This window comes from Olivibacter sp. LS-1, from assembly GCF_008245145.1.
GTDB lineage: Bacteria > Bacteroidota > Bacteroidia > Sphingobacteriales > Sphingobacteriaceae > Olivibacter > Olivibacter oleidegradans.
Window position 1 is genome coordinate 6,120,893 of record NZ_CP041643.1, and the last position, 14,891, is coordinate 6,135,783.

Below are 14,891 nucleotides of genomic sequence, written 5' to 3' on the forward strand. Positions count from 1 at the left end.
TTGGTTGTTCGTTATTAGTTGTTCGTTATTGGTTATTAGTTGTTGGAGACGTTAAATAGTTGAGTCGTTGAGAGGTTAAATGGTTGAGTCGTTGAGTTGTATCCACTTAACTAACTACTTCCCTATTTAACTACTTGACTATTCCCCTACTTAACTACTTAACTACTTCTCCACTTAACTATTTCCCTATTCAACGAATTAACTAAGCTCAAATTTCATCCACGATTCTCCCTCCCCGCCAAACACAAAATATTGAGGGTAAAGAATTTCTGCCAAAAGCTCTACATCATCTGCGGCCTCGGGCAAACTAGCAAGTAAGTGCTTTTCGCCGTCAATTAAAAACACCTTATTTTCCTTAATAGCCGGCGTGTTTTCCCATTCCTCATCTGCTAAAAAGCCTGGGATTTCACCTAATAATTGAAACATACTCCTATTTTGAGCTAGAAAGATGAAAAGCTCAGGTCCCTTCGTATCCAGTCCTTCGTTATATACCCTTCCCCCTGCAGTTCGTATAATGGTATTAATATAAGCCTCCAGTTCGTTATCAAGCGTCGATTCGGCTACCACTTTAACAGTAGGTCGTTGGTTATCTGCTATAAATTTCAGTTTGTGAACCACGATATTAATACGCTCAGCAAGTTCTTCGATTAGTTTTTCCGCTTCTCGAGACACGTTCAAGCTTGTTCCTATGTAAGAGATGCGCTCATATATTTGATCAATATGATGAAGTTGCTGTGTTAAGTTGATGTCTTCTTCCAGTAGTTTTACGCATGCTTCATCCAAACCTAAAGCCTTCACAACTGTCGATAAATACGAGGTATAATCTTGCATAGTTTTATTGTTTACGAAGCAAACTTAGATAAAATGAGGGGTATAAAAAAGGGCTGCTAGGATATAATCACTAACAGCCCCCTCTTTAAAAATTGTTTCTTATTCGCTCAATTTAACTTCTCTCGTTATAGAAGTATTGTCTCCTTTTATTTCGTTCCCATCAGGTCCTACCAACGTTAATTTGACTTTTAGATTTCCTTTTGGAGCTCCCTTGATTTCATAAGGTCCCCATTTATCCAACGTGATCGTAGTGTCATTAATCTCTGCTTTCACTTTGTTGCCCGAAGCCGATAACTCCGTGTTCACTAGGTAGAAGTCAAGCAATAAGTTCTCGGTATCTTTTCCCTTATATTCGCCTTTCGGACGACTATAGAATAAAGCGGCATCCGCAGGAACGGGTAATTCCTCATATTTTCCCTGATCGGTAATTTTGAAATGCTTTAAAACATAAGCCTTTGGCTCTTTTATGGATTCATGGTAAGAACGTGAAAGAAAGGACAATAAATAGTGCTCGGTTCCTTTCTTCAGACTTACACTATTTTCCGGTTTATAAAGTGCGGTATAAGGCTGGTTGTCCAAAATAAAATGGATATGCTGCCCTTCCGCTGAATTAGCCATATGATCCGCATTATGATCGGCTGTATGTTCTGTCAACGTAAAATTCTTTACCGCATATTTAACCTCCAACTTCACTGAATCCTGGGAAGCACCCGGTGTAGCCGTAATAGAAGAGACGGCCAATTCAGCACCTGGAAATGCCTTTGAATCTGCGACAGGTGTAACACTGATCGCACTCGTTGCAGCCTCAGTGGCAGTAGTGCTGTCGGTTCCTTCTGTTGATTTTGTGCCAGATTGATTACATGCCGACAAAGAAGCTGCTATGAAAGCGCCCGTTGCCAGCGTCATGATTTGAGATTTAAAGTTCATATTGCTATTTTTTTACGATAAGTACTAATAAGATTAATATCTAATCTAATAATACAGCTAAGTAACGTATTTTGTTTAAAAAGGACGAAGAATCTGATGTAAAATATTGGATATTTGTTATAGGCGTTGGGCTATAGGCAGTAAGCTTTAGGCACGCACTTACCTACAACATTACCACATTGGCTAATCAACTACTTAACTATTTAACGTCTCAACTATTTAACGACTTAACCTCTCAACAACCCAACGTGTTGATAATTAACCAAATGTTAACAAATAAACCACATTCTCTTTATCAGGAAACACTTCAAATGCGCTAACTTTATAGCAAAGATCGATACGCAGGCAAGGGCTATTTAGATTTTAACGTAATACCTTTAATTTATGACCTGGAAAAAATTTAGCGGAGAACCCATTCGCAAACCACTTCTCGAGGAAGTAAGCACAGCCATCTCGAAAGAATATGCATTAGGAAACAAGCTCAAAGTCTGCATCGGCACCGACTCGCAGGTAAAAGGGCAAATCACTGATTTTGCAACCGTGATTGCTTTTATCCGCGAAAAGAAAGGTGGCTTTATGTTCATTCACCAAGAACGGTCCCTGCTTAAAATGAGCATCAAAGAACGAATGCTCGCGGAAGTGCAGCGTTCTATTGAAACGGCTTATTCACTTTGCGATATTTTGGATACCTATCATGTCGACTTAGAAGTACATGCCGACATTAACACTAATCCTATGTTTAAATCCAATCAGGCACTTCATGAAGCTATGGGATACATTTTAAGTATGGGCTTTGTATTCAAAGCGAAACCGGAGGCTTTTGCAAGCTCAACCTGTGCGAATAAAATGGTGCAGTAAAGAAGTTTTTTGATTCCCAGTTGTGAGCTTTTTTTAAATGATGAGCGAATTTTGGACATAAGGTCTAGGTAACATGACATAGAACCATAGCTGTCAAAGGGATTTCGTTTTAAAAAAAAACCTTTATTTTGTCACTTTCTTCCGAAGAAAGTAACCAAAGACTCGTCGCTTGGAACTTTGCTTTAAACGGTAATGCATCAACGTGCAAACCGCAAATTTCCTAGGCGACATTGTGGCAGAACGGAGGGCTTTTACTTTTAACCGGACGTATTAGGTTTTTTAATATAAACACCTCCTTCTCTATGTTAAAACCGAAACTGACGGACCAACGGGAGAAAGTAATCCCAACTGACAGGCAAATAATTTGGCGTTTGTCTTGATACCTGCCTACCGCAGGCAGGCTTGATACTTTTGTATTGGTACCGTAATAACCACCTGCCTGCCGGCAGGCAGGTAAAGTAGTAGGACATAGGACAAATGGCTAACAACGAATAACCAATAACGAACAACTAAAAACAAATAGCAAATGAAATACATGTTCCTTTTCCTGATAAGCTTTCTACCGACATTTTCCTACGCGCAAGATCAGCAAGAGTGGTTGGTTAAAATAGGCGATAAGGCACCTGATTTTTCGTTCACTCTAGCCGACAGCAGCTTAAAAAACCTACAGGATTATAAAGGAAAGGTCGTGTTGATCAATTTCTTCGCGACATGGTGCCCTCCTTGCCGAAAAGAACTCCCTCGCGTTCAGAAAGAAATTTACGATCGTTACAAGACTAACAAAAAGTTTGAGTTATTCGTCTTCGGCCGTGAAGAGAATTGGGACAAACTGCGGCCATTCATTGAAAAAACGGGCTACACCTTTCCCATCCTCCCTGATGTGAAGCGGGAAATATTCTCAAAATACGCAAACAGCGGTATTCCTAGAAACGTCGTGGTAGATGAAGAGGGCAAAATCATCTATTTATCCCTTGGTTATACGGAAGAAGAGTTTGATAAGCTATTAGAAGTCCTGGATAAGAGACTTAATTAATCGCTTTATGTTGCAAGACTTCAATTGACACCTGTTGTCCAAGCTGATATCGATTCGGCATTTTATTAATACATCGCAATTGGAGCTTCTCAGCCGACAATATAATTTCTTCGTAAAAGCCTTTAAAAAGGATGTTCTGAATAGTAAATGGCGTAGTAGTCCGCACGATCTCATCTATTCGTATCCACTCCGGATGGATAATGATCTCTTTTGCACTTATCTCCGGTAATAGATAACTAGCTTCCTCCTCGGACAATATATTACTCCTTGCCAATAATCTAGCGGTATACGCATTGGGTGGATTATTGTAAATTTCTTTCGGGCTACCTGCTCCCATTAAATTACCGTCTTGTAAAATTAATAAAGCATCCGATAAAGCCAATACTTCACTTGGATCATGGGATACCATAATGACCGTTAGGCCGATCTCATCTACTATCTTTCGAATATCTTGTTGCAAGTGGTCGCGGAATGAAGCATCGACCTGATTAAAGGGCTCATCCATTAATAAGACCTGCGGTCCGGTCACAAGTGCCCGGGCGATGGCTACCCGCTGCTTCTCGCCTCCGCTTAGATCAGCAATACGTTGTTTGGATAGCCTCAAAATATTCAGACTGTTTAAGGCGATTTCCGTTTTATCGTGTTTTTCCAGTAAGTTGGTATTTGATAAACGAGACGCCACATTATCCCAAACATTGGCATAGGTATTTAAATCATCAAAGTGCTGAGATACCAGACGCATGTCTTCATGCCCCGGGATCAATTTATCAAAGGGCCCCGGCACCTTCCATCCTTTGAAACGAATTTCCCCTTCATCAGGACTTGCAAGACCGTAAATTAATCGCAACAACGTGCTTTTTCCGCTTCCACTTTCCCCTATAATCGCCGTGATTTTACCTTGCTCCACACCAAAGGAGATCTGGGTTAACCCTAAACTATCCGGTTTATCCGAAAAACGTTTTGATAAATTATCGACCTGAATATATGCTAGTCCTTGCTTTTGCGTATCCGAAGGAATAAAATCGCAGGAAGGGGTATTTGTATTATTTGCCATCAAAAAACATTACACTTATAGTGTAAACGCCTCGAAGATAAAAAAATTTTAGGCATTCATGAACTAGGTCGATCGTGACAGCGACTGATCGACCTATAAAAGCAACAGTTTTTAGAAGAAGAACATCAGTCCGAAAGACATATTTCTCAGGCCCTCTTGCTGTGGACTATTCTCAAACATATCATTGAAATAGTACTTGGCATATAAACCGACCCATTTATAGCCTACACGTGCAAAAGCACCATAACGGAATTTAGCATAATTAAAATCGTCTTTAACTTTCCGTTTGCCTTCCTCTTCACTCTTAAATTTTTGGCTTCCACTTAGCAAGAAACCTCCAATTGGGCCGTAGGCAATTCGTAAATCACGATCCATGCCCAATCGATGTTCGAAGGTTATCGGTATCCTAAGATAACTGGAGCTGAAACGGTTTTTGCTATAATGTATATCCGATTCGGTGTAGCTTAGCGGTGTAGTATTCCGGTCGAATATGATGTCATTTTTCAGGCGGATGTGGGTCCAATCAAAACCGGCAGACAAAAACAATCTAAACTTTTCGTTGAAGCGGTAGCCGAATTGGAAAACATCAAAGCCCACATTAATTGTTTTCCATGTTCGGTTCCTTAGAAAATCGTTCTCCGGACTAAGCGTAAAACTACCATTATCTAGTAAGGTAGCCAATCCTAAATCAAAGCGGGAAAATGTGATTCCTAAAATAACCTTCGGCTTCTGCTTCAAAAAGTCAGTACTCTTACTTTTATTTAAGCTATCGCAAGGATTACAACGTTCAACCTTGACCATATTATCTCCATCAGAGCTCCATTTGACGGTTAGCTTTCGCTTCCGTTCAGTTTTTACGGTGTCCATATCCGTTGTATCACGTATCCCCTCCACCTTCGATAATTCAGTATTGCTTGCCTGAACGGTGCCAATCAACGCTAAAAAAGTTAACCCTGTAAATAAAATATGCTTCATATATGTAGTTATTAGTTGTTCGTTATTAGTTGTTGGAGACGTTAAATAGTTGAGTCGTTGAGTTGTTGAGTCGTTGAGAGGTTAAATGGTTGAGTCGTTGAGTCGTTAAATAGTTAAGTTGTCGAGTCGTGGAGTCGTCAATTCGTATCTACTTAACTACTTCCCTACTTAACTACTTAACGATTCCTCTACTTAACTACTTAACTATTCCCCTACTTAACTACTTGACTATCCCCCTTACTTAACCATTCCCCCATCACAGCCTAACCTTCAATGCCTTCAAATCAACGGCTACTTTCAATGTGCCTTCATCATCACTGGCAAAAGACAGCACCTTTGCATCGCCATGATCAACCGAACCTACGACATAATTTAAAATCTCACCTATGCCGAAATTTTTCTTTTCTTGGCTCTTCATCTTTGTATCCTTTAACGTCGGAGTCTCAATAAAAGCAAACTGTAGCGCCGGTTGCTCCACGCGTCCATTACCTGGAGATACGGCGACTGATACTACCTCATTGACGATCATGGGCCGGTTGCCCGTGTCTTCCATAATAACATCGGGATCTGTCATTGCCCTATTTTCCGATACCGTTATTTTCCGCCCGTCTATTCGCTCCTTTAAATTCCTTTTCGCAGGGGATACGCTCCTATGAACCATCTTTTCGCCTTTACCGATTCCATTATTGCTTTTGGTCACCGGCAGTGGTAAGGCAGCCCCTTCGTCTTTGATAACTTCTTTCTTTGCACTTAAATATACAACTTTGCGTGGCTGTTTGATATAAGTTATCCCCACCCCTAAAGTAAGCGCAATCATGGCGGCTATCGACCACCTCATCAAGGCTCTCTTCACTTGAAGCGACCTTGCTCCCGATCCGGTTGTCTGCTGATCCAACTGTTCGGCGATATTCGACCATACTTTGTTCGAGACCTGCGGTTCAAAAGAATCAAGTTTTTTCCGAACTTCCTCATCAAAAATATCATTCCGCATACGATCCATAATTACCCCCTCTTTCTAACATTACCAATTTACTTTTTAACCATGCCCGCGCACGGGACAATTGCGATTTTGAAGCACCTTCGCTGATACTCAGTGCTTCTGCTATTTCTTTGTGTGAATAACCTTCCAGGGCATACATATTAAATACGATACGATAACCGTCAGGCAATTGTTGAATCAGCGCAAGCAAATCACGTACCTCCAGCCCTTCCATATCAAATGTCTGTTGTTCTTCGTCAAAAACGGCGTCAACACTTATTGTGTTCTGTATTCGCTTATTCTTCCGTATCATCTCTATCGCTGTATTTACAAAGATTTTTCGTATCCAACCTTCGAAAGACCCCTCGCCTCTAAAACCAGCTACACACTGAAACACCTTGATAAAACCATTTTGCAACATATCCTCTGCTTCCATCTCGGATGTGGCGTAACGCAAACAAAGGTTGAACATCTTCGAAGCAATTGCCCGATAGAGCGACTCCTGTGCCTTTCGCTCTCCCCTGCGGCAACCTTCCAATAGATCATCGATGGTGTATAATTGCTTCAAATTATGTTCCCTTTTTCTCTTAGATGTCAAGAGCAGTAAAAAGGTTGCATGATTTTTTTATTTTTTTGTTGAGTAGTTGAGACGTTAAATAGTTAAGTAGGGGATTAGTTAATTAGCCGATTAGCCAATTGGTGAATTAGCCAATGAAGCATGGGCGTGAAGTAGAGAAATTGTGGAGTGGTTGAGACGTTAAATAGCTAAGTAGTGGGTTGGTTAATTATTCATTAGTGTTTATTTAAGGCATTATTTATAGGAGCTCCCTCGAGTCTTTGGGGTCGGTTAGTTTGATAATGTTGGTACGAATAACTAATAACCAACAACGAATAACTAATAACCAACAACGAATAACTAATAACTTGCAACCCACAACTAATAACCGACAACTAACAACAATTTATTAAGTTTGCGAAGCACTTGAACAAAAAGAAACACAAACAATTGGAAAACACACTTATAATAAGCGAAACCAGCCTACGTGAATTTACTGAACAAGTATTCTTAACGATCGGTTGTACGGCAGCGCATGCTAAACTGGCTGCGGATGTGCTGATTGCAGCCGATCTACGCGGCATTGATTCCCACGGGACGGCACGACTAAGCGGATATGTTCGGCTGTGGCAAAAAGGCAGACTAAATCCTTCACCGGAGATACGGATTATACATGAAACGCCCACTACGGCTACCGTAGATGGGGATCGCGGTTTAGGTTTGGTAGTAGCACCTTATGCCATGGAAATTGCCATCAAAAAAGCTAAAGACTATGGCTCCGGGTGGGTCGCTGTACGCAACTCCAATCATTTCGGCATTGCCGGTTATCATGCCTTATTAGCTGTTAAACAAGATATGATCGGTTATGCCATGACCAATGCCAGTCCGCTAGTAACCCCCACTTTCAGCAAAGAGCGGATGTTAGGGACCAACCCCATGTGTTATGCATTTCCGGCAGGAGCGTATCCGCCGGTAGTTGTAGATATGGCGACATCCGCTGCTGCTAACGGTAAACTTGAAATTGCTCAGCGCAATGGATATTCTATTCCTGACGGATGGGTACAAACGAAAGACGGCACTCCTTCGGTAAATCCGCACGAGCTTAAATCCGGAGGGGCCTTACTTCCTTTGGGAGGTGACCGAGCACATGGTAGTCACAAAGGATTTGGACTTAGCGCCACGGTTGACATTCTAAGTGCCGTGCTTTCGGGCGCTAATTATGGCCCTTGGGCACCGCCTTTTGTTGCTTATTTAGAGCCTCATCCTCAACCCGTAGGAGAAGGTTTGGGACATTTTTTAGGCGCATTGAGAGCCGATGGTTTCCGTCCTCTTGACGATTTTAAACAGCATATGGATAATTGGATTCATCGGTTTAAAAACGCAGAACCCATTGACAAAAGTCAGCCTGTCATTATTCCCGGTGAACCCGAGCGGGCTGCAACCATAGAAAGAAAAGCAAATGGCATCCCTGTTGTTAAAAGTGTATTTGATGATTTACTAAAGCTAGCGAATGACCTTAGTTTACCATCACCGAACATAGCATGACGTTTTTGGCATTAATTCTGAAACCTACAGGTTGGCTTTATGTCCTTATAAAAGCAAACTTATTTGAAAATGTTTTGTTGAAAAGCAACAACATGCTTAAACACTAAAACATAAAAAACATCAATGATTATTAAAACGAGTAAAAACATTAAATCCCTTTTAACACTCAGTACAGGTCTTTTTTTATTAGCAATTACAAGCAGCTGCCATTCCGGTTCCTCCAACGCAGAAGATGAAAGCAACAAGCGATTAAGTCTTCCGGTTTTTATGGTTGACACCGGTACGGCTTTAACAGAACGAGATTATCTCGGAACCATCGAAGGAAAAGTAAATGTAGAAATCCGTCCACAGGTTGAGGGCATTCTAGAAAAAATATATGTTGATGAAGGTGCCTACGTGAAACAGGGACAAAATCTTTTTAAAATCAACGAACAACCTTATTTGGAGGCGCTCAAAAATGCCATTGCAGAAGAAACAGTTGAAAAGGCTAAAGAAAAAAATGCCCGTTTGGAAGTCGAGAGCCTCAAACCTTTGGTAGAAAACGATGTAATATCAGACGTTCAGCTCCGTACGGCACAAGCGAACAACGAGGTTGCTAAAGCCTCGGTAGCAAAAGCGGCAACGGCAGTAGCTACTGCCAAGATAAATCTTGGCTTCACCAATATTAAAGCTCCCTCGAGCGGATACATAGGCAGAATTCCCAAACGCATCGGAAACTTGGTTACCAAAGGAGACTCCCAGCCGCTCACGGTACTTTCGGATACTCGCGAAGTGTATGTCTATTTCTCGATGAGCGAGGCAGATTTCCTACATTTCACCAAAGGTGGACGATCAAACGACTCGTCTGCTAACAATGACATGTTAATTCCCTACGTTCGCCTTATGTTGGCCGACGGTACCGAATATGCGGAGAAAGGGATTGTAGATGCGATTGATGGTCAAGTAAACCGAACAACGGGGGCCATCTCCTTACGGGCTTCTTTCGCCAATCCGCATGATGTTCTCAGACAAGGGAATACCGGTACCCTTAAGATGGAAGAAAAGAAACCCGGCGTCTTGTTGATGCCTCAAGTAGCTGCCGTTGAATTACAAGACAAAACCTTTGTATATATTGTAACGCCGGATAACAAGGTAAAGATGCGTGCCGTCATTCTTGATGGAGTCAGCGGCCCTAACTATATTGTTAAAGATGGACTAAGGCCGGGCGACCGCGTCGTACTGTCAGGCTTTGACAAATTGGAAGACGGCCTAGCCATTAATCCACAACTACAAAATCCCAAACGCAGTTAAAATCCCCATGTTAAAGTAAATACCTATTAACTCCATTAGCGAGAGGAAAAAACTATGTTAAAAACCGTCATAAGCAGACCCGTCCTTGCTACCGTCATATCCATCTTATTGGTCATGTTGGGCATTGTCGGCATGCTGCAATTACCTGTCACACGTTTTCCCGAAATTGCCCCTCCGAGCGTGAGCGTTACTTTATCTTATCCCGGAGCCAATGCTGAAACGGTGGCGCAGAGTGTCTTACTACCTATTGAAGAAGCTATTAACGGGGTCGACAATATGACCTATATACGATCTACCGCCAGTAATACCGGTTCCGGCAGTATCAATATTTTCTTCAAAGCAGGCACCAATCCCGATCAAGCGGCCGTTAATGTCCAGACGCGTGTTTCAAAGGCCGCCAGCCAAATTCCCGCAGAAGTAAACGAAGCGGGCATCAGTGTTATGCCCAAGCAGAATGGTGTCATCATGACTATGAATATTTTCAGTAATCACCCTGATACGGTTTATGATGAAACCTTCCTGCAAGCCTATGCGCAAATTAATATTAACCGCGAGTTATTACGCGTCCCAGGTGTTGCCGCCATCAGTCGAATTGGAGCTAGAGATTATTCCATGCGTACATGGCTTAATCCGGAAAAATTGGCTGTTTACGGCTTGGTACCTCAAGATGTCATCGATGCCATCAAGAGTCAAAACTTTGAAATCGCCCCGGGAAAATTCGGTGAAGCATCCGATGAGGTTTTCGAAACCGTTTTGAAACATCGCGGTCGTTTCAGTAATCCGGAGGATTATGAAAATCTAGTTATTCGGACCAACGAAGACGGTTCTGTGCTCTACCTTAAAGATGTCGCTCGTATCGAATTCGGTGCTTCTAATGTGGGATCGGACAACAAAGTAAACGGCTTCCCGGGGTTAACGATCAACGTAGTCCAAACGAGTGGCTCGAATGCCGTGGAAATCGATGGACAAATACGAAAGGTGATGGAAAAGTTACAGCGATCTTTTCCCGAGGGTATCAAATATGAAATCACGTATAGTGTTCGTGATCAAATAGACGAGTCGATCAGTCAGGTGAAACACACCTTATTCGAAGCCTTTTTCTTGGTGTTTGTCATTGTCTTTATATTCCTGCAAGATTTTCGTTCCACATTGATTCCGGCAATCGCCATCCCGGTATCGTTGGTAGGAACTTTTTTCTTCCTACTTCTATTTGGCTTTTCCATCAACGTTTTAACCATGTTTGCGCTCGTTTTAGCCATTGGTATTGTGGTAGATGATGCCATTGTTGTCGTAGAAGCGGTTCATCAAAAAATGGAACGTACCGGATTATCTCCGCGGAAAGCAACACTTTCTGCGATGAGCGAAATTACCGGCGCCATCTTATCGATTACCATGGTAATGGCGGCAGTATTCCTTCCTGTCGGTTTCATGGAAGGTCCGTCCGGCCTATTTTATAAACAGTTTGCCTATACGCTAGCTACTGCTATCTTGATTTCGGCGCTCAATGCATTAACATTAAGTCCTGCACTATGCGCTTTGTTGTTGAGAAACAACCACCATGATGATAAGGAAAAGGAGTTAAAAGGAAGCAAATTGTCCAAATATTCGAGGCGGTTTTTTGATGGATTTAATGTTGCGTTTGATACACTTACCAATAAGTATATACGCTCTTTAAATTTCCTGCTGCGTAAGAAATGGCTTACCCTGGCCCTGTTAGCCTTGCTTTCCGCAGCCGGTATTTTTTTGATGAATAGAACACCGTCAAGCTTTATCCCCACAGAAGACGACAGTTTTGTTACCTTTTCTATGTCTATGCCTCCTGGGGCTTCTTTAGCGAGAACGACAGAAGTATTACAGCGAGCCGACAGCATAGTGAGAAAACGCGAGCAGATTTCAGGCATGACGACTATTTCCGGTTACAATGCCATTGACGCCACGGCCAGCCCGGCCTTTGCGGTAGGCTATATCAATCTAAAAGACCATAAGGAACGAGGAGAGATAAAAGACATTAACGCTTTTATGGATAGTATCCGTCAGGATCTTTCTCAGATTAGCGAAGCCACTTTTAGCGTTTATCCACGTCCTACGGTACAAGGGTTTGGTGATTTTAGTGGCTTAGAGTTCGTATTACAAGACCGCCTCGGTGGTACTTTTGCATCGTTCAGCAAGGTGGCGAACAATTTTATTCAAGAACTGCAAAAAAGACCTGAAATTGAAACAGCATTTACGCCGTTTAAAGCCAATTTCCCACAATATCAGCTAGAGGTCGATTTTGTAAAAGCACAGGCCCTAGGTGTCACCGCAAAGGATCTGATGACAACCATACGAGGCTATTACGGCCGGGTACAAGCTGGCGATTTCAGTCGCTTTGGCAGACAATATCGTATCTACATGCAGGCAGACGCCCGATTTACCAATGACCCGGAGTCTTTTAAATCGATTTTCGTCCGTAATAAAAACGGTGACATGGTACCAGCCAATACCTTGGTAAAACTGCGGAAAGTCTTTGGTCCGGAAACCGTCAATCGTTATAACTTATTTAATGCTATTGCTATCAATGCGACACCAGCGGCAGGCCATAGTTCCGGTGACGCGATGAAAGCTGTCGATGAGGTGGCGGAAAAGGTGTTGACAGCAAACTATAGCTATGAATGGACCGGCATGAGTTTGGAAGAGCGACAAAGTGGTGGACAAACCATTCTAATCTTTACGTTAAGTATTCTCTTTGTCTATTTCTTACTGGCAGCACAATACGAAAGCTATATTTTACCTTTCGCCATTTTACTTTCGGTTCCGGTTGGTCTCGTAGGGGTTTATACAGCTGTCAATCTGGTCGGACTCGAAAACAACATATATGTTCAGGTTGGCCTTATCATGCTTATAGGACTACTGGCGAAAAACGCCATTCTCATTGTGGAATTTGCCGTTCAACAACGTAAATCCGGTTTGTCGATTTACGATGCCGCGATTGAAGGAGCCCGCTTACGATTGAGACCGATTCTAATGACTTCACTGGCTTTCGTTGCGGGCTTGATTCCTTTGATGTGGACGGTCGGACCGTCGGCACAAGGTAATCATTCAATCAGTATCGGTGCAGCAGGCGGTATGTTATTCGGCGTAACAGTTGGTGTATTTGTTATCCCCGTTCTTTATATGGTTTTTCAGCATTTTGATGAAAAGGTAAAATCCAAAATGATTCAGGAAGAAGATGATTAAAAAAAATATAAAAACAAGGCACTTCGGCTCAATAGCACTTTTGACGATATTCCTTAGTCTATTACTTAATGCTTGTAAAGTAGGGAAAGATTATAAGCGGCCGCATTTGAACCTTCCCAAAAAATATCGAGATGAAATCAGTCCCGCCGATTCGGTCGGAATAGGCAACATCTATTGGCGCGAATTCTTTGTCGATACTACACTTCGTAAAATTATTGACACGGCCCTTGTGAGTAACTACGATATGCGGAAAGCTCTGAAAAACATTCAGATTGCTAACCAACGTGTTTTCCAGGCACGTGCAGAATTTCTTCCCGACATCAATGCTACCTTGGGAAGCGTCAATAGGCAATACCGATCCAAAAACTTCTATTCTAATCCCTCCTCGAAATATTACGAAACGAAGGGTAAAGAAGCTCCGGAAACCTTATTTGATTATACCATGCAGCATATGAGCAGTATTGGACTCAGCTGGGAGCTGGACATTTGGGGTAAAATTCGGCGCTTGAATGAGCGGACCCTAGCGGAGTATCTGCAAACGTATGAGGCTCGTAAACTCTTACAAACGCAATTGGTTGCCAATATCGCGGAAGGCTATTACAACTTATTGATGTTGGATGCTCAATTGGAAGTAGCCCGTCGAAACCTGCGGTTGACTGATAGTACGTTACGCATTGTCAAATTGCAACGGGATGCAGGTCAGGTAACCTCGCTCGCTATCCAGCAAACCGAGTCGCAACGTTTAGCAGCTCAATCGCTTATTCCGCAATTGGAGCGTCAGGTAGTCATTCAAGAAAATAGCTTGCGAGCTTTATCCGGTGAATTGCCCGATAGTATTCCACGAGATGCCTCCTTGACTGATTTTTTGATCGAAGATTCTGTTACGGCCGGTGTTCCGCTATACATGGTGAGTCACCGACCCGACGTACGTGCCTCTGAGCTCGCGCTACGTGCTGCTAATGCAAATGTCGGCGTCACACAGGCCTATCGTTATCCGGCGCTGACCATAGAAGCCGAAGGCGGGGTAAACAGTATGTTATCCAAAAATTGGTTTAAAATTCCCGGCTCTCTATTTGGGGGTATAATAGGGAGTTTGACAGCTCCTGTCTTTAATAAACGCAAAATTAAAACGGACATCGAAGTTGCCAAACTCGAACGGGATAAGGCCGAACTGGATTTTCAACAGGTTGTATTGGATGCCATTAATGAAATTACCAATACGTTGATAACCTTTAAAAAATTGCAGGAAGAGTATGAAATTGCTGAAAATCGAGTAAAGGTTGCTCAACTAGGTATTAAACAAGCGGGATTATTATTTAAAGCAGGTTATGCTACTTATCTGGAAGTCATTACGGCGCAACAGAATGCGATTGACAGTGAACTGGAATTAGTAAGCCTTAAACAACAATTATTGCTGGCTAGAGTTGAGTTGTATAGAGCATTGGGTGGAGGGGCGTAGTGTTAGTTATTGGTTGTTAGTTATTGGTTATTGGTTGTTAGTTATTGGTTATTAGTTGTCCGTTGTGAGCAGAGGCACTCCTAAGGGCTAGGTTAGTTGTTGGTTATTCGTTGTTGGTTGTTCGTACCAACATTATCACATTAATTAACCGACTCCGAAGACTCGGGA

At 42.3% G+C, this 14,891-nt stretch carries 12 protein-coding genes; 6 read left to right on the top strand and 6 right to left on the bottom strand.

All coding sequences use genetic code 11. The features are described from left to right. Positions 1-198: 198 nt before the first annotated feature. Entirely contained in the window at positions 199-831 is a 633-nt protein-coding gene (locus FKG96_RS25620) for an ABC transporter substrate-binding protein (protein ID WP_130858546.1), read from the bottom strand. A 99-nt stretch (positions 832-930) separates the two neighbouring features. Next, positions 931-1,758 (bottom strand): hypothetical protein, encoded by an 828-nt coding sequence (locus FKG96_RS25625; protein WP_130858547.1) that lies wholly within the window; start codon positions 1,756-1,758, stop codon positions 931-933. A gap of 384 nt (positions 1,759-2,142) precedes the next feature. Here FKG96_RS25625 and FKG96_RS25630 point away from each other — a divergent pair, with 384 nt between their 5' ends. Both FKG96_RS25630 and FKG96_RS25635 read left to right on the top strand, forming a co-directional pair. After that, a complete protein-coding gene (locus FKG96_RS25630) occupies positions 2,143-2,616 on the top strand; it encodes a ribonuclease H-like YkuK family protein (protein WP_013663724.1) in 474 nt (157 codons plus the stop codon). Positions 2,617-3,142: 526 nt separating this feature from the next. Then, a complete protein-coding gene (locus FKG96_RS25635) occupies positions 3,143-3,649 on the top strand; it encodes a TlpA disulfide reductase family protein (protein ID WP_207303822.1) in 507 nt (168 codons plus the stop codon). Here FKG96_RS25635 and FKG96_RS25640 read toward each other — a convergent pair. The 4 genes from FKG96_RS25640 to FKG96_RS25655 form a co-directional block, all read right to left on the bottom strand. Continuing rightward, complete coding sequence (locus FKG96_RS25640) at positions 3,642-4,703, bottom strand: ABC transporter ATP-binding protein (RefSeq protein WP_130858548.1); 1,062 nt, start codon at positions 4,701-4,703, stop codon at positions 3,642-3,644. The two genes, FKG96_RS25635 and FKG96_RS25640, sit on opposite strands and share 8 nt — an antisense overlap. A gap of 111 nt (positions 4,704-4,814) precedes the next feature. Further along, entirely contained in the window at positions 4,815-5,678 is an 864-nt protein-coding gene (locus FKG96_RS25645) for an outer membrane beta-barrel protein (protein ID WP_013663728.1), read from the bottom strand. A 256-nt stretch (positions 5,679-5,934) separates the two neighbouring features. After that, positions 5,935-6,678 (bottom strand): hypothetical protein, encoded by a 744-nt coding sequence (locus tag FKG96_RS25650; protein ID WP_130858549.1) that lies wholly within the window; start codon positions 6,676-6,678, stop codon positions 5,935-5,937. Beyond that, positions 6,659-7,225, bottom strand: coding sequence for an RNA polymerase sigma factor (locus tag FKG96_RS25655; RefSeq protein WP_130858550.1), 567 nt, complete (start codon positions 7,223-7,225; stop codon positions 6,659-6,661). The genes FKG96_RS25650 and FKG96_RS25655 overlap by 20 nt, the downstream gene beginning before the upstream one ends. 414 nt (positions 7,226-7,639) lie before the next feature. Between FKG96_RS25655 and FKG96_RS25660 the strand changes: the two genes are divergently transcribed. The 4 genes from FKG96_RS25660 (at position 7,640) to FKG96_RS25675 (ending at position 14,723) form a co-directional block, all read left to right on the top strand. Further along, entirely contained in the window at positions 7,640-8,758 is a 1,119-nt protein-coding gene (locus FKG96_RS25660) for an Ldh family oxidoreductase (RefSeq protein ID WP_130858551.1), read from the top strand. A gap of 123 nt (positions 8,759-8,881) precedes the next feature. Beyond that, positions 8,882-10,048, top strand: coding sequence for an efflux RND transporter periplasmic adaptor subunit (locus FKG96_RS25665; RefSeq protein WP_130858552.1), 1,167 nt, complete (start codon positions 8,882-8,884; stop codon positions 10,046-10,048). 54 nt (positions 10,049-10,102) lie between these two features. Beyond that, entirely contained in the window at positions 10,103-13,264 is a 3,162-nt protein-coding gene (locus FKG96_RS25670; RefSeq protein WP_013663733.1) for an efflux RND transporter permease subunit, read from the top strand. Continuing rightward, positions 13,257-14,723 (top strand): efflux transporter outer membrane subunit, encoded by a 1,467-nt coding sequence (locus FKG96_RS25675; RefSeq protein WP_149106271.1) that lies wholly within the window; start codon positions 13,257-13,259, stop codon positions 14,721-14,723. The genes FKG96_RS25670 and FKG96_RS25675 overlap by 8 nt, the downstream gene beginning before the upstream one ends. Positions 14,724-14,891: the final 168 nt, after the last annotated feature.